General features: G+C 56.1%; 14 protein-coding genes. All 14 read right to left on the bottom strand.

Annotated features, from left to right (window positions below; genetic code table 11):
• Window positions 1-122: 122 nt before the first annotated feature.
• The 14 genes from ACFOTD_RS17385 to ACFOTD_RS17315 all read right to left on the bottom strand — a co-directional run bounded on the left by ACFOTD_RS17385 (window position 123) and on the right by ACFOTD_RS17315 (window position 16651).
• Window positions 123-962 carry a VirB6/TrbL-like conjugal transfer protein, CD1112 family gene (locus tag ACFOTD_RS17385; RefSeq protein WP_139603215.1) on the bottom strand — a complete coding sequence of 280 codons (840 nt, stop codon included), beginning with the start codon at window positions 960-962 and terminating at the stop codon, window positions 123-125.
• A 51-nt stretch (window positions 963-1013) separates the two neighbouring features.
• Window positions 1014-1310 carry a glutamyl-tRNA amidotransferase gene (locus tag ACFOTD_RS17380; protein WP_483862638.1) on the bottom strand — a complete coding sequence of 99 codons (297 nt, stop codon included), beginning with the start codon at window positions 1308-1310 and terminating at the stop codon, window positions 1014-1016.
• A 14-nt stretch (window positions 1311-1324) separates the two neighbouring features.
• Window positions 1325-3085, bottom strand: a complete 1761-nt coding sequence (locus ACFOTD_RS17375; RefSeq protein ID WP_378120929.1) for a VirD4-like conjugal transfer protein, CD1115 family — start codon at window positions 3083-3085, stop codon at window positions 1325-1327.
• On the bottom strand, window positions 3072-3263 hold the full coding sequence (locus ACFOTD_RS17370; protein WP_139603213.1) for a hypothetical protein: 192 nt from the start codon (window positions 3261-3263) through the stop codon (window positions 3072-3074). The genes ACFOTD_RS17375 and ACFOTD_RS17370 overlap by 14 nt, the downstream gene beginning before the upstream one ends.
• Window positions 3264-3312: 49 nt before the next feature.
• A complete protein-coding gene (locus tag ACFOTD_RS17365; protein WP_378120927.1) occupies window positions 3313-4218 on the bottom strand; it encodes a hypothetical protein in 906 nt (301 codons plus the stop codon).
• Window positions 4215-5168 carry a PcfB family protein gene (locus ACFOTD_RS17360; RefSeq protein WP_378120925.1) on the bottom strand — a complete coding sequence of 318 codons (954 nt, stop codon included), beginning with the start codon at window positions 5166-5168 and terminating at the stop codon, window positions 4215-4217. Before ACFOTD_RS17360 ends, ACFOTD_RS17365 begins: the two co-directional genes overlap by 4 nt.
• Window positions 5134-6498 carry a relaxase/mobilization nuclease domain-containing protein gene (locus tag ACFOTD_RS17355; RefSeq protein WP_378120923.1) on the bottom strand — a complete coding sequence of 455 codons (1365 nt, stop codon included), beginning with the start codon at window positions 6496-6498 and terminating at the stop codon, window positions 5134-5136. Before ACFOTD_RS17355 ends, ACFOTD_RS17360 begins: the two co-directional genes overlap by 35 nt.
• A 17-nt stretch (window positions 6499-6515) precedes the next feature.
• Complete coding sequence (locus tag ACFOTD_RS17350) at window positions 6516-6854, bottom strand: plasmid mobilization protein (protein ID WP_378120921.1); 339 nt, start codon at window positions 6852-6854, stop codon at window positions 6516-6518.
• Between the two features lie 297 nt (window positions 6855-7151).
• Window positions 7152-7313: a hypothetical protein gene (locus ACFOTD_RS17345; RefSeq protein WP_378120919.1), complete on the bottom strand. Its 162-nt coding sequence runs from the start codon at window positions 7311-7313 to the stop codon at window positions 7152-7154.
• Window positions 7314-7391: 78 nt separating this feature from the next.
• Window positions 7392-8336 carry a DUF3991 domain-containing protein gene (locus ACFOTD_RS17340; protein WP_378120917.1) on the bottom strand — a complete coding sequence of 315 codons (945 nt, stop codon included), beginning with the start codon at window positions 8334-8336 and terminating at the stop codon, window positions 7392-7394.
• Between the two features lie 98 nt (window positions 8337-8434).
• Window positions 8435-8599 (bottom strand): hypothetical protein, encoded by a 165-nt coding sequence (locus ACFOTD_RS17335; protein WP_378120916.1) that lies wholly within the window; start codon window positions 8597-8599, stop codon window positions 8435-8437.
• A 14-nt stretch (window positions 8600-8613) separates the two neighbouring features.
• Window positions 8614-15876, bottom strand: coding sequence for a helicase-related protein (locus tag ACFOTD_RS34580; protein WP_483862637.1), 7263 nt, complete (start codon window positions 15874-15876; stop codon window positions 8614-8616).
• 13 nt (window positions 15877-15889) lie between these two features.
• The gene (locus ACFOTD_RS17320; RefSeq protein WP_139603206.1) at window positions 15890-16156 is read right to left on the bottom strand and encodes a helix-turn-helix domain-containing protein; all 267 of its coding nucleotides are present in this window, start codon (window positions 16154-16156) and stop codon (window positions 15890-15892) included.
• 9 nt (window positions 16157-16165) lie between these two features.
• Complete coding sequence (locus ACFOTD_RS17315) at window positions 16166-16651, bottom strand: hypothetical protein (RefSeq protein WP_378120914.1); 486 nt, start codon at window positions 16649-16651, stop codon at window positions 16166-16168.
• Window positions 16652-16675: the final 24 nt, after the last annotated feature.

Genomic DNA, 16675 nt, shown 5'->3' with positions numbered 1-16675 from the left:
CAAAAATATACATAAATGGTACTTGCGATTTCTCTATATGTCAAACCTGCAAATGTAATAATAAATTGAACAAATAGAATATAGTCAGATGAGGGGGAGCCAACAATTTTCAAACGAAAAACCTACAACCCCATCATTTCTCGTACCACGCGATCTGCCATTTTGACGGTTCCCACCAGTACGAGCATGTTAAAAATCAGTTCGCCAATGTAAGTCCAAATCATCGTCACGGCTCCGGTGCCCTCCGCAACCGCAGGTGGCGCTTCGGCGAAGGCCGCGTAAATGATGCAAGCAAGGATGATAATGGCTCCTTCCATGCAGGCGGCTGCATACCCTTTCAGGAAGGAGGTGCCAATCCGTTGGCTTGGCTCTCCGGCGAAGGACGACAAGGGAACAGGCGCGATGGCCGTATACAGATAGATTCGGAAGAAACGCCCATAGACTGAAAGAATCATAATGAAGGACAGAACGGTAATGAACAGACTGCCGAGCAGCGTCACAATCCAGAGCGGAATGCTCTCCCAAAACCCGACATCCTCAATCGCCTGGGCTATCGTCCCCGGCAAGGAAATCGACTCCATCGCTCCGAAGCCCGAGTGCCCCATAATCGTAGAAATAATGCCTTGCGTGATCTTGAACAACCCTATCATCAATTCCAAGCCGTAGGTCACAATCGCTTTGGCGAGGATGAAGCGGATAAACAGCTTAACCGCCAGCTCCGGTCGTTTCAGCTCGGCAAAATTCCCCGCCGTTTTCATCACGCCGACCACGAAAAACAGCACCAGCAGGGCTAGACCCGTTGCCTGCAGGGCGCCGTGAATATCTGTGACCACACGCCAGATGGTGCCGCCCTTAAACGCTTCGGGCGACTGCGTGACAAGCTGCCAAATCTCATTCATCTTCTCGTTCCAGGTGTTCAGCGCATTTTCCAGATTGTCCTCGATCCAACTGTTCTTCGACATGGCTTCACCCTTTGAAACGGAGGGAGATGCGCTCCCCTCCGGTAATCAGTCTCAACCGGCAATCAAGGCCAGGATTTCCTTCGTAAACGTAATAATGACGCCGCCAGCCAAGGTTAAAAATCCGTTGGCCCGTTGGGACGGATCGTGGGATTTGAGCGACAAGCCGATCTGGACGATGCCGAAACCTAAAATAATCATGCCGACCGCCCGGATCAGACCAAAAATGAAATTAGAGAAATTATTGACCGTTTCCATCGGATCGCCTTCGGCATAAGCCGTCGTGGCTCCTGCCACACCCAGCATGAGCAACATGCCGAAGATCAACAACCATTGCGTTTTACGCTTCAATGCCCATCATCTCCTTATAGGAATTGCTCCTCCAGCTCATGCTCGGACAACAGCTCATAATCACCTTCCTCGTGCAGCATTACGGACCGCCAATCCAGCGCATGCTCTGTGCCGCCGTGACGGTAGGCCTCACCGGCTCCATCCGTCGTCAGCGCCACATAGGGATGGCCCACCACATCGTACTTCCCGTCCAGCACCGGCCGCTCGCCGCGAATAAACAAAATGGCATAGCGGTTGTCCAGCAACCGTACCTCGTCCGGCGTCAGCAGCTCCCGACCAGTCTGCTGATAGTTAATGGAATAGCTGCCGCTGCGCCCTTTGCTGAGTCCATACGTGTTCGTATCGAGCGTCTCCTTGCCAAGCAACTCCGACACATACTTGTGGGTGGATTGCTCATTGCCGCCGAGATACAGGAACAGATCACAGTTGCCGACAATCGATTCCCATTCATCTTTGTACAGCGCCTTGAGCTGCGCCAGGTTTTGCAGGATGATCGACACGGATATTTCGCGGCTGCGCATCGTCGAGAGCAGCTTGTCAAACTCGGTTGGCAACGCGACGTTCGCAAACTCGTCCATCACAAAATGGACATGAACGGGCAAGCGCCCCCCATGCCGATAATCCGCTTCATACATCAGACACTGAAACAACTGCGTGTACAGCATACCGACGATAAAATTGAAGCTGCTGTCGTTGTCGGGAATGACGGCAAACAGCGCCGTCTTTTTCGTGCCCATGACGGACAAATCCAGTTCATCCACCACACTCATGCTGGCAATGGTCGGCAGATTGAACTTTTCCAGCCTTACGCCAAGGCCAATCAGGATGGACTTTGCTGTTTTGCCCGCCGCGAGCTTGAAAATATGGTATTGCTTGACGGCCAGATGCTCGGGGTCGCGCATGGATAGCCGCTCGAACAATTCATCCAGCGGGCTTTGATACGTTTCGTCTTCTTCACGAACCTCCGCGGCCGCAATCATTTCCATTACCATCGGGAAATTTTGCTCCTCCGGCGGTGCTTCATAGAGTAGGTAAAGCACAAGCGCCTCCAGCAGCGCCGTTTCGGAGCGTTCCCAAAATGGATCGTTCGTATTGCTGCCCTTTGGCGTCGTATTGCGAATGAGATTGGTTACCAGCTTGAGCACGTCTTTATCGTCCTTCAGATAGGAAAACGCATTGTATCCGTGCGAAAGCTGCGGATTGATGAGATCCAGCACCTTGATGGTGTACCCCTCCGAACGGAGCAAGCTGCCGGTATCACGCAATATCTCACCCTTCGGATCGAGAACGACCAAGGATGTATGGCTTTGCATGACATTCGGCTTGGCATAAAAGCGCGTTTTGCCGGCCCCCGAGCCCCCGACCACCAGCACGTTCAGGTTTCGGCGGTGCTTGCGGCCATCGAGGCCAACTCGAACGTGTTGTGTCAGGATTTTGTTTTGCTCTGGCTGTTTGCTGCGATATTTGGCATTGATCTGCCTCGCTTTGCCCCAGCGGGCGCTGCCATACTCCTCGCGCTTGCGATAGTTGCGCAGCGAGGACACATACACGCCGATACTGACGGCATAGGCCAGCGTAAAGAGCAGCAGACTGCGCGGCGTAGCCGCAACCCAGCGGATGCGAAAGGGATGTTCCACCGCCGCGCTGAGCTGCAACAGCAGGGCCGGCAAACCGTCCGAAAGCGCAGGGGCGGCTTGCAGCGCCAGCCAGACCACCGGCAATAAAAAAACCGCCACGAGTACAAGCTGACTCGTCACGGTTTTAGCGCGCCGCATGCTGGCTCCTGCGCTTTGTCTTTTGATAGGGGGCGTCAATGGCCTTCAGCAGCAGCTCGTCCACGGCATCGGTCGGTCGTCGTTCCCCGATCAAGCCATTGCGCAGATTGTTCAGTGCGTTGATGACTATACCGTGCTCATAGTGATTCAAACAAAGTATGCGCTCGTCCTCTCTCATCGTCCTTCCTCCCACATCTTGGTAAAGGTCGTCTGCCTGACGAGTCACGTCAACGAGCCGTATCGTTTCGACTCGGCTGCTGCTGCCGCATTTGACCCAGCATGTGGAACATCCGGCCGTTCATCGTGTGTGCCGTGTCCCGAATGACCGCCAACTCCGAGCGAATCTGTTGAGGCTCCAGTCCATTGAGCCTTTCGATGGCTCGGTTAAATCGGAATTCGCTAGTCTCCACGCCAAACTGCTTGCTCAGTATATAAGCCACGCTATGCGCCTGGACGTGGTGCTCCGAACGGCTGTAGTCAGCTTTGCCCGTATCCATTTCCGCATGCGCCAATTCCTGCGCAAGCGAGCGGAAAATCTCACCGGCCGACAGCCCGCGGCGAATGACAATTTGTCGTACATCCGGCTGATAAAGCGCATGCATATCCGCTGCCAAGGCGTCGCCCATCTGAATCGGAACTGGCGAACGGTGCATGAGCGCCTTGATCCGGGTACGTTCGTCCGGCTGCGCAGGCCGCTCTGGTTTCTCGCCGATTACCTGGGCAACGTCAAACATCTTTTTCGGGTTATAGTTTACCGCTGTGCTTCCATCTTCCCGCTTGTATTCCTCTCCCGGCTCCAAAATATAAAAGCCGGTTTCTTTGCGGCGAATATGGAAGCCCATCGCCTTCCAGCTCTCAAAATCGGCAATGCGCGTGGCTTCCGACCGCTGTGCCAAAATAAGCAGCGCATTGGAAACACTGTATCGGCCAAAGCGGCTTTGTACATCCAAATACTGCTGAAGCCGTTCGGCGGTTTGCGAAACGGCTTCCGTCGTCGCATCAATCGTGTCGTAGGTCCATTGGCGCAACTCCTGCTTTTTCTGCACCCAAGCCTCTTTGTCGAAGGGCTGGTTTTGCGGAGCGGCTGACACCCGACGCGGCTCCGGACGGAATAAATCATCCCACTCGCTCATTTGGTTTTCCCTCGCTTTCGACTGCTGCGCTTCGGCGGCTCGGCCTGTGCGGTGACGGCCCCGCTTGCCCTGCCCCTATCCTTTCGTTTCGGCAAGCCCGGCTCCCGTTCTTGCTGCCGTTGCTGTCGCAGCTTTTCCGCCGCGCGGTTCTCCTCCCGAATTTCGCGCAACAATTGCCGCACAGACACCTTCGCCTTCGGTTGATCAAGAATCGTTTCGGATGCCCCGTTGTGCGCGTAGGTAGGCGCGGACGGAGAGAGGGGTTCCGCTAGGTTCCGGCTCTCGGCTTGGCGGGGCAGCAGGGGCCGCTCCGGCTCCGCCGCTTCGGCCAGCGGTTCCTCCTCGTCTACCGGTCGCTCGACTTCCAGCACTTCGTTTTCCTGCTCCGCCTCCTCTAGCCGCTCCGGCTTTCCCAGCAGCTCGTCCAAAAAATCCTCGCTGATCGCCGCTTCAGGAGCCGCTGTCTCCTTTGCTTCCGGCTCAAGATGCTCCACCGTTTCCATCGCTCGTTCCGCGTCCATGCTGTCCGGTTGCTTTTCCTGGCGGGCTTGTTCAATTTCCTGCTTGATGCTGGCGGTATCCACCGTGGCCAGCCGGAAGCGCTCCACGATGCGGTTGATCTTGGAGGCATCCTCGGCGCGCACCATCACATCGCACAGACCGTCCACATTCTTTTTGTCTCGCAGCGCGCAGTACAAGACACCATAGCGCTTTGCTTCCTTGCAAAAGGTGGGCAAGTCCTCATTCCGAACGGCAAACACCTTCAATTCCTTCCCGCTGCGAAGCAAATTCTCAAGCCGCGTGCGGCCGCGCGTCTGTTTTTGGCCCTGCAACACCGCGTACAGATAAACCGCCAGATGCTTAGCGCCTTCGCCGGATATTTTCGCCATCATTTCAATACCGCGCAGACTCATGCTAACGACCTGATCGGCCGCCTCGTTTCCGCTCATGGGCTTCTACCTCCTTGCCGAATGTTCCATCACGATGTTGCAGCTTGTCTTTGATCGTATCGGAGCGCGCCAAAATGCCCTCGCAAAGCCTCACCTCCTTTCGAAGCTGGGCCAGTCGACGGGAAAACGTGGCAATCTGCTCGCGGTAGGCTTCGATCTGCTCCGGCTGTCGGCAGCTTCGCAAGCGTCTGCGACAGATTTTGCGTTCAGTCCGTTTCTCTTGCATCTCGGCCTGCCGGGCCTCAGCAAAGCTAACCAATTGCACGTGACTGGAGATGTGATAACGGCAGAGCAGTTTCGTTTGTTCGATAATAACCGCCAAATGACGCAAGTCTTCACGCAGCAAAAAAGACGCTCGCCTCGGGGACGAACGGTAACGGGGCAGAACTCCCATCGCGTATAAATAACGCAGATACAGCGCTCGAAGACCGGAAAGCTTCCGATAGGTGGCCGTGCGTGTCCCCAGAACCATCACGGCGCGTTTGCGACGTGGACGCGGTACGGCTGCTTTTTTCTCAGACAAGTTGCTGCCCAAAATTCGTTGCTTGATCGCTTCCTCCGCGTAGGCTTCGCCAAGACCACGCAGCCGTACAAACCTCTTTTTGCCTGGCGGACGAACAGCCAGGTGCTTGACATGAGTTTTAGTGTCGTAGCCCTTTGCTTGTAAAGCCGCATAAAATTGGCTCATCGTCCTTGCCGCGGCGACAGCAGCATCCACATCCTCGCGAATGGTGCCGCGCCATGTCGGCTTGCTTTCCTGATCGGCCCGCCATTCCCCGTAATGCTTCACTTTTCCGCGCTCCGGCTGCTCGATGACGGACAAGGCATGTTCCCGGCACAGCCGGTCGGAAGTTTGCCGCATCAGCGAGTAGGACGCCTTATTGTCGTAGTAGCGTTTGCCGTCCACGAACGAGACAGAATTGAGTACAAAATGATTGTGCAAATGATCTTTATCCAGGTGCGTGGCGACGACCACTTCAAACCGTTCTCCCCAAAGCGCCTGCGCCAGTTTCACGCCAATCGCATGCGCCAGCTCTGGCGTGGTTTCCCCCGGAGCAAAGGACTGATACCCGTGGAAGGCGACAATGCCGCCCGTCTTCTGAAACCGCTGCTTGGTGCGCTGCATTTGCTCATAGGCGCTGCCGGGATCGCAATTGATTCCCCTCACATAAAGCTGTCGCTCTGTTTTCGCGTTCGAGCCTGTATAGGCAAGCGTCTGCTGCAAGCCGTCCGCTGCCATGCGCCCCTGATGCGTTTTATCCGGATTGAAGGCGTAGTTCAATACACGCTTCAAACGATCGGTCACATCCCATATCGCAGTCGCAGCCATTGCCTGTCCCCATCAACTCAAGAGGAAGATTGGCGCGGCTCCGGCGCTGTCACCGCTTCTTGTATCTGTTGGACAGCGCGGCGCAAATCATCCGCTTCACGCTGGAAAGAAGTGCGGTCCAGATGACCGGTCGCATGTGCCTTCGCCGCAAGCTGGTTCAGGTTATTGCCGATGGCATGCAGCTCGCGTAGCATGGTGTAATAGTCTATCGAAGGTAGCATTTTGGGGACATAGCCGTTGATTAAGGCACGAAGATAAGCTTCGCGTGACAGTCCCGACTGCTTCGCATGCTTTTGAAGCTTGCGATCTTCTTCCTGATTGACCCAAACTTGAATACGGAGGCTTCGTTTCCGCATACAGAGGCTCCTTTCCGAAATGAAGGTACTCCTGAGAAATAAGGCATCTTCATAGAAACTCATTCTTGATAAATCCACCATTCGATAAAAAAACGTCGATCCGTCGGGAGGGGGTCTTAGGGGCGAAGCCCCTAACAAGCGAATTTGGGAGACCAAATTCAGTGCTTGCTGCAACGTTACACGTTGCCCCAAGGCACCTGCCGGGAAAAAGAGGGGGGACCGCGAGCAAACAAAAAGACGCCGTGCGAACAGTGTCTTCGTGAAAGCATCATTCCATTCAAATCGGCCATAACCGACTCAACGTTCCTTCAGATTGATCTGGTTACGTAGATCACTCATGACCTGATGATGGTCATATCGCGTCTTGTCGCTCAGCGCTTGCTCCTCTGCCTCCATAAGTGCTCGGACAATCTTTTCCTCATCCAGACATGGCTCACCCTGCTCGTCCGTCGGTTTCATCCGCTAACCTCCAATCCCCTGAAATGGTTACCTTCTTATTATGGCTTGCGAGGAAATCACAGGCCATTGTACGACGCCCTAACGAGAGGCAGCCTCACGCTGTTTTCTATACGCCATCAAGTCGTCGTTTACATCTTTCCTTGCGGGCGGCGCATTCACAGTCAAATACGTCTGACCAAGCTGTTGTTGAATCATCGCCGCAGCTAATCGCCCCGGCTCATCATTGTCCAAATGAAGCGCTAGCCGTTGAATTTGCGGATAGCGGTTTAAATAGGAAAGGAGCGCAACTGGAATCGCTGATTTGTCCTTATCCACAGCGGGGCCTTGTACACCGGCAAGCGACAAGTGATGATCTTGACTCCAATCCTTTCCCTGGAGCTGCGCCAACGTACAGTACGACAGCAGGTCAATGGCGCTTTCAAACAAATGCAGTTCGGCACAGTCGCCGTCTGCCGGAAGCGAAAAGGCATACCGCTTATCGCTGCCCGGCACTTCCCCCATATAACGAGTGCTCGTCGTTCCGCGAATTGCGGCGTAGCGGGGAGTGTGCTGTTCATCAAAACCGACGAATACCGCATTGTGATAATTCCGGCTCTCGTACACGCGGCCTGACTGTATGCAAGCATCGAGGATGTCATGGGCAATCCCTCGCTTTCGCAAGTAGGCCACGACACGCTTGGCATCCTCATAAGGCTCAGGAAGTTCGAATCGGGCAGGGGGACTCGCCTGTAAATCGGCTTGTGGTTCGGGGGAAGACACCGGAGTTTGCTCGTCGATATGCAGCACAGCATCGGTAAACGTCATTCCCCGTACCTTTATGAAATAATCCAAGGCCGAACGTCCGCCAAAGCCTCGAGCCCACCAGAACCATTTTCCGTTGGATATTTTTAAGCTGCCGTGGGTGCGCGTCGTATAAGCATTTCGCGAACAGCGCACCAATTCGTAGGGTTCGAAATATTGCAGGTACGTCAGCAAATCCCATTGCTTAGCACGTTCGATCTGCTCCTTGCTCACATAGGCCATCGACTCGCTCCTTCCGTCAACATCTTTATTCCACACCAATAAAGCCTGCTACCGGGTGGCAATAGACTTGTCAGTTTCAGCTTATTCATTTTAACGGGCTAAAAGGCCCCCATTTTTTTCAGGTACGCATAACAGTCCGCGCGTCCTTTCCAATAGAACGCCATTCGCTCCATTTGCTCGGTTTCGTCCGGCGTCATGCGAACCTCCAGCCATGCCTGATAGTCCTTATCAATTGGAAAAATACCGGCATCGCCGTCCATCATGGCTTTGATAAATCTCAGCGTTCAGGTTCGTTCGTTCTTCTGCGCTCCGGCTGCTCCGGCTCATCCTCCGCCATGTCGGAATCAATCGTCTCGTTTTCCCGCTTATCCATATTCAGCAGCGCGTTCAGCTCGGCAAGCCGCGCCGACTTAACTTGCAGCTCATCCTCCTGCTTGAAGGGCGTTGCAATTTCCGCCTTCGCCGTTTCCATCTGCTTCCGAAGCGTGACAAGCTGGTCCTGACTGTAGGCAAGCTTCTCCGGCAGCGCAACAAGCGCATTGTTCAGTCTCGTCAGGTTTCCCGCTGCATCGGCCCCCAAAGATACTGTATGACCCAACGCGCCGCGCAGCGTCGCCTTGTATTCCTTGTTGAAGCTGTCGAACGAAAGCCACAGCGAAAAGCCCTGATAATAGCCGATCTCCTGCGGATCGGGAGAGGTCATCCCCTTGCAGGCATCGAGCAGCGCCGCCCCAGCCGATGCGCGTTCCTTGTACATAAATTCCTTGACCCTCATCCCGGCAAAGGCAGCTTCCTCGCCGCTTTCCTTCACGCCGTCCTGACGGCCATACAAGGCCACATCCTGCTCGTACCCGGCTATCCGTTCCTCCGTGGACTTGATCTGCTGCGGCAACAGCTTGAGCAGCCGGTCCTCCAACGCATACCGCTGGCTCAGATGGTTGGCCTTGAGCAGCTTGAGCTTGGAAACCTGAATGTCCAAATCCATCTTTTCTTTGATATACGGGTTACCGGTCGCCAGCGCCTTCACCTCAGCATAGGAAAGAGCCGCCTCGTCGATGTCCTCGGCGGAACGAACCGGCGACTTGCTCGTCATGATCTGCGAAATAAAGCGCTGCTTGTTTTCAAGCGTCTGGTAGAGATAGGCATCAAACGTATTCTCTGTGACGTAGCGATATATATGGGCTTCGCTGTTCTGATTACCCTGACGAATCACGCGACCTAACCGTTGCTCCAAATCGCGCGGTCGCCAGGGACAGTCAAGGTCATGAATGGCAACCAGCTTCGTTTGCACATTCGTACCGGCCCCCATTTTGAACGTCGATCCCAACAGAATGCGAACCTGTCCGGCTCGCACCTTGCCAAACAGCTCCTTTTTCTGCGCGTCCGTATTGGCGTCGTGAATGTAGACGATCTCCGCCTCCGGAACGCACTTCTCCATCAATTTGCGTTTGATCTCATCATAGACGTTGAAGGTGCCGTCCGCCTTGGGCGTAGACAAATCGCAGAAAACCAGTTGAGTGAGCCGCTGCTCCTTACCTTCCTGCCAATGCCGATAAATGTTATCCGCGCAGGCGCTGATCTTGCTGCCCTCGTCATCTGGCAGCAGCGGATTGGACAGCCGTTGATCAAGCGCCAGCTTGCGCCCGTCGTTGGTAATGAGCAGCATATTGTCCTCATGCGGCTCGACAGCCTTAGCTCGAACCTGCTCCGCGCGGCGGGCAAGATCGGCGACCATCTCCCGTTGAAACTCGCTTGGCGGTACCGCGACATTATGAAAATGTGCCTGCGGCACCGGTAGCTGGAGCATATCCGCCGTTTGGATGTCGGCCACTTCCTTGAACATATTCATCAGTTCCGGCAAATTGTAGAACCGGGCGAAACGCGTTTTCGCCTGATACCCCGTCCCTGCCGGAGCCAGTTCAATGGCCGTAACGGTTTCGCCGAAGGTCGAAGCCCAGGAGTCGAAATGCTGCAAGCCTTGCTTCTGCAAGCTCGCATACTGCAAATAGCGCTGCATCGTATACATTTCCGTGATCGAGTTCGAAATCGGCGTCCCGGTGGCAAAGATGATGCCCCGGCCATCGGTTAGTTCGTCCAAATACCGACACTTCATGAACATGTCCGACGACTTCTGAGCTTCGGTTTGCGACAGTCCGGCCACGTTGCGCATTTTGGTATAAAGAAACAAATTCTTATAAGAGTCGGCTTCGTCCACAAACAGCCGATCTACGCCCAGTTCCTCGAACGTCACCACGTCATCCTTGCGGCTCGTATCAGTCAGCTTTTCCAGCTTGATCTGCAGCGTCTTTTTTGTCTTCTCCAGTTGCTTGATTGCGTAGCGCTCGCCCTTGGCTTCCTTCAATTCCCGAATACCGCTGGTAATCTCGTAAATCTGTTCTTCAAGCTGCTGTCGTTGGCGCTCCATCGAAATCGGAATCTTCTCAAATTGCGAATGCCCGATAATAATCGCGTCATAATCCCCGGTGGCGATGCGGGCGCAAAACGTTTTGCGGTTTTTCGTCTCAAAGTCCTTTTTCGTCGTCACGAGCACATTGGCCGACGGATAAAGCTGCAAAAACTCGGCGGCCCACTGCTCAATCAAGTGATTCGGGACAACGAACATACTTTTGTTGCACAACCCCAAATGCTTGCTCTCCATCGCCGCGGCAGTCATCGCGAACGTTTTGCCCGCACCGACGCAATGGGCAAAGAGCGCATTGCCGCCATAGAGCGTGCGGGCGACCGCATTCACCTGATGCTGTCGGAGCCGGATTTCCGGGTTCATTCCGGTAAAGCGGATATGGCTCCCGTCGTACTCGCGCGGCCGAATGGTATTGAACCGGTCATTGTACAGGCGCGTCAACCGTTCGCGACGCTGCGGATCTCGCCAAATCCATTCGCCGAACGCCTCCTTCATCAGCTCCTGCTTTTGTTGGGCGATGGCCGTGTCCTTCCGGTTCAGCACCCGCTTTTCGACCCCGTTTTCGGTCACGGTATCGAAAATGCGCACATCCCGCAGATTGAGCGTATCCTCCAGAATTTTGTAGCCGTTGATCCGGTCGGTGCCGTAGGTGACGTTGGCCTTGATGTTGTTGCTTCGGTCGTCGCTCTTGCCGCGCACGTTCCACGCCGCCGTATAGTCGGAATATAACACTTGAATGGAGGGGCGGAACATCGGCGGCGTATCCAGCAGCTCGAACATAAAATCGCGAATCACGTCGGGAGGCAGCCAGGTCGCTCCCAACCGGACATCGATCTCGGAGGCCGTCAAATCCGGGGGCTGCACCGCCTCCAGCGCCTTGATGTTTACGGCGTACCGCTCGGCATCATAGCTTGCGAGCTTCTTGGCGATAAGCAGCTTGTCGCGTACAGGACCGGACAAATACGCGTCAGCCGTTTCGTAGAGTGGCCCTCCGTTCTCGTCCATTTGCTCGGGATTGGGGAAGATGACACCGCGCAAGTCCTGTACCAGCTTATCCTCGGGAATGCCGGTCAACTCGCTCATATAAGGCAAATCGACCCTGGCCTTGACGCCAATGGACACCGCCAGCGCCTCGGAGGCGGTATCCACTCGCTCGACCTGCGTCCGTTGCCGAATTGTGCGTTTCGTGAACATGTCCGCCTTGCGCAGCATGCGACCTTCATCGTCGAGAATTTCCAGCGAACAGAGCAGAAAATAAGAGCTGTCGTCCGAAAAGGCGAGACTGTTGGCGCGGCTGTTTATCAGCCCGTACTGCGCCGCGAAGCGATCATATTGCACGTTCAATTTGCGCTGCTGCTCGCGGATCGCTTCCTCGCTGCCATCCTCGGTCTGGTATTCGATCAACTCTCGCACAGTGTCCCGAAGCTGAATCATGCCCTTGATGCGACCCGCCGCCGTCGCGGAGGTTTCCACCGGGTGCATGCGGCTGTTCTCGCGAAAATAGATACGCCCCTCCACCAACGCAAAGCTGAAATTGCGCACGTTCGGATCGGCCGGCAGCGAGGCGACTTCTTCCTCCGGCTGTTCCTCGCGTTCCGTTTCCACCCATTCGGCGTGGATGTTGGATAGCGCTTCGCGCAGCAGTTCGTCGAGCAAAGCATCCGGGAACGGGCGGCAGGTGGTTTCCTCGCGATTGCCATACATCCGATCATCGAATGCCATTGTACCCAACACCATATCCGGTTGGGCGGCAAAGTAGGCGTTGATCGGTACGCCGTCAGCCGTCTCAGCCAGCGCCAGCCACGGCTCGCTTTGCTCGCTGACGGTCACCATGCGGTCCCGCTTTTGCAAAAATAGAAGGTCAGCGGTCACTTCCGTTCCGGCATTGGCTAGAAACGCATTGCTTGGCAGACGAACCGCGCCGAGAAGTGCCGCCCGTTCCGCGATGTACCGGCGCACGGCCGGATTTTGCTTGTCCATTGTGCCCTTAGAGGTAATGAAGGCGATAATGCCGCCGGGCCGCACCTTGTCGAGCGTTTTGGCAAAAAAGTAATCGTGAATCAAAAACTTGTGTTTATCATATTTTTTGTCCGCGACGCCATAGCCGCCGAACGGCACATTGCCGATGGCAAGGTCAAAGAAGCTGTCCGGCAGACTCGCCCGCTCGTATCCGCTGATCGCAATGGACGCCTTCGGGTAAAGCTGCTTAGCGATGCGCCCGGTTAAGCCGTCCAGCTCTACGCCAAACAGCCGCGAATCCTGAAACGATTCCGGCACCAATCCAAAGAAGTTACCAATCCCGCAGGAAGGCTCCAAAATGTTGCCGTTGCGAAAGCCCATCTGCTCCAGGCATTCATACATCGCCTGAATAACGGTAGGAGACGTATAGTGGGCGTTCAACGTCGAAGCGCGGGCAGATGCGTATTCCTCCGGGTCCAGCAGCGCTTGCAGCTCGGCATATTCGCTCGTCCATTGGGCGTTTGCGTCATCAAACGCCTGCGGGATACCGCCCCAGCCCACATAATGCGCCAGTACCGCTTGCTCCTCCGCATTCGCTTGACGATTGTCCTGCTCCAACTGTTGGAGCAAACGAATCGCTTCCACGTTGCGGCGGAACTTTGTTTTAGCGCCCCCGTGGCCCAAGGCATAATCCGTAATGCGGTAATTGTTCGCCGATTCACGAGGGCGGGCAGCGGCCTCGGAAGCAGGCGCTTCGTCTTGTGCCGATTGCGCCGACGATGTTTGCTCCGGTTTTGCTGATTCTGCTGGTTCTCTCGGCTCTTCCGATTCATCCGTTCGTGCATCCGTTTCACCGGTTTCCCAAAACGCTTCCGCTTCGGACAGCGGTTCATCCGTCAGCAAATGATCGTTGAGCGGATTGTCGAGCAGCAGACGTTCCAGTTCCCCGCGGCTCAATTCCTTAGAGAACAGCGGGAACTGCTTATCCTGCAACCATACCTTGCGTGCCTCCAGTTGCACGATCTCATATTCATCCGCGCCGATGAAAACCGGACTGCCCTCGGCATACGCATGGCGCAGGTTTTTCCGGTCGCGTGGCGGGGCATCGGGTGGCGCGAGCGGCGACTCCGGCGACGGAAGCCGCCGTTCGCTCATTTCGGCTTCGCGCTGCCTGCGTTGCTCCTCCAGCCGCTCGGCATAGGCAGGCAACTGCTCCGCTTCCAGGCGATTCAGATAACGCCCCGCGGCCAGCAACTCGCCGATCCGCTTCTGCACCTTCGTCCAGGGCAGCACCAACCTATCTTCCTGTGCTGCTCGAAACCCGCGTGCCAAGGCAATGCCCTTGCTGTCGTGATGTTCGTGGATATTCGTACCGGTCAACACGGGAGCGCGGCCGCCTGTCCCGTATTCCCGTTTCAAAAACTCGATATTGTCTTGCGCCGACAGCGATTGCTGAAAATGAAGGGCAATCCGCAGCTTGCCGTTCTCAACGCCGCTGCCGTTTTGCAGGACGGCATCAATCACCGCCTGCGGCCAGACAAAGGAAGCGGCTCGTTCCTCCGCGGCTTCCTCAAGCCACATCGTTTGCTGTTGAACGGACGGCTCCGGCTGCTGCGTTCGGTCCCATTCATTCAGCAACAGCATGCTGCGGATATGACCTACAATCACGCCCCAATCGTAGAAGCCTTGCGCCATCCAGTCGTCCGCTTGGCCCGTCCACATATGCAGCACATTCTGGTAAGGCTCCACCCCGAGCCAGTTGTCCGGCTCCAGTTCCAGCTCCGTTCGTCCCGGGGGAAATAGGCTCCTGACATACAACGCGCGTTCGCGCGGATCGTCGCTGCCATCAAAAAAAGCTGCGATCTCCGCCTTGCTCTGCAAGAGCGGCGCAGTTCGCAGCATGTCGTTGATCTTGTCCGTGTCATGAAAGAACGGAAGACGGTTGTCCTCCGTTCCCCGGTCGTGCCATCTTAACGATACACCAGCTCGGTCAGAATCAGTTCCTCCGCCTGTTGCTTCAGATTGTTCATGTGGCCCGTCCAGCCCATCGGGTCGGTCGCTTTGTCCGGGGCTGGGTGCTGCTCCAGCAGCTTTGTCAGCGTCCGCTCGATCTGCTCTTTCGCCGTCCGGTCGATCTCCGCCAGATGCGTGTTCAACTGTTCCGAAAGCATCAGGTGAGCGTAGGTGCCTTTGCGCTCGGTTTTCAGAAACGTCTTGCGCAGCAGGCCGTATTTCCCGATGCTCATCTGCTCGGGCTGCGCCAGATCCGGCAGCAGGTAATCCCCATTCAGCGTGTACGTCAGTTCCATGTTCGATCATCCTTTCGCGTGGTTTATCCTCATTGTGCGGGATCGATTCCGGCGTTGCAACGGTGCGGGGAAGCGGACGTTCCTTGTCTCGGCGTACCTCGCGGCGCAAGGCCCGCACCGTGGTTTCGATTTCCCGCAGCATCGTTTCCGCCACATCGCTGATCGCCGCGCCCAAATGCGAAAGGGAGGGCAAGGTATTGAAATACCCGATACCGGACAAGTCGTCGCTACTGATATAGTGGGACGGCTCCTGGCCGCAGCGGGCCATCACCATATAGGCGATGGCCTGTTGCGCAGCTTCCCGGAACAGCAACTCGACATGCAAGAAATCCAACTCTTCGAGCAGGCTGTTGTCGCGCTCGGCGAGCAGCAGACGCACATAATCGGCGCTGTGATCCTCCACCGCGTTCCGCGCCGCGGCCAGCAGGGAGGCGTGCAATTCCATGCCCGGCTCCCGTTCGTGACCGAAGGCGTTCTCCAGCGTTTCAAGCACTGCCTCCGTATCCGCCTCGTCCATGCGCCAGAGCGGCACGGCGCGCGACTGGCGGCTTTGCGTATCCGATACGTCAAACACATGGCGCAGTCCCAGACTGCTGCCTCGATCCTCAATCAGTGCGATGCCCTTCGCGCCGCGCTTGACCCATCGGTTCAGCTTGTGGTTCCAAACCTCAATCGGGGCGCAGGCGGTGGCGTCAGGGCGCTGCGCGTAGATCAGCAATTGATCCTGAAACGGATACTTGTAGTTCCATGCGGCGGTCCGCAGGAAATCGGCCCATCGTTCGGTATCGCTTACCACAGCATGCGCCGTGCGGGCCGACAGCTCAACAATGCGCTGCAGCTTGGCTGTCACATGGGCACCCCCTTCACAGAAGCGTAATTTTGTTGGTCAGCCGAATGCCTTCCTCAGAATACCGGGAGGTGCGATGAATCAGCCCGCTTTGCTCCAGACGATGCAGATTGCGGCGAATGGCAGAGGTGGAGAGTCCGACCTCTGCCGCCAGACGGCGGGAGGACAGCCACACCGTTCCGTTTCGTCCGCCCGCCAAATCGAGCAAATAGCTGTACAGCAGCTTGGCCGCCGGGGGAAGCGAGGCTTCCGCCAGCAGCCGATAACGCGTTAGATCGTTCATGGCGTCCTCCTATCGGTGCGGCTCCGTCTTGTTCTTCTGCGCGGCGGGAGTGGAAGTGACTTGCCGCTGCTGCTCGGCCACGCGCTCCGGGCGCGCGTAGCAATACAAGTAGAAGTTGTAATCCCCGGCAAAGGGAAAGCAGCGCAGGAAGTAACGGTGCTCGGGCGTCTCCATGCGGAAGCCGTATACATCCGTGCTCCATGCGCCCTTGATGCGTGCCTCCGGGTGCTTGCTGCAAAAGCGAAGCATTTGCTGACGGCTTTTCAGCACGTCCTGATCGCCGATGGCTTGAAACACCTTGCCCAATTCTTCCTTAAAAGCCGTCGTTTCAAAGGGAGATCGCCGGGGAAACCAGGTCACCCAAAATTCCTCGCCCGAGCGCCCGAAATCCCCGCGCAGGTGGCCAATGCAGCTGCGCCCGACTTCGTCATCGGCAGACGCGGAATAAAAATAAGCCGCTTCCTCGCTAGCGGCGCTTTGCAGCTTTTCAAACATGTCCATTCCTCCCGACTGATGAAG

Source organism: Cohnella sp. GCM10012308 (genome assembly GCF_042649185.1).
Taxonomy (GTDB): Bacteria; Bacillota; Bacilli; order Paenibacillales; family Paenibacillaceae; genus Cohnella.
The sequence above is the reverse complement of the archived record's forward strand: the minus strand, read 5'-3'. Positions and strand labels throughout refer to the sequence as shown.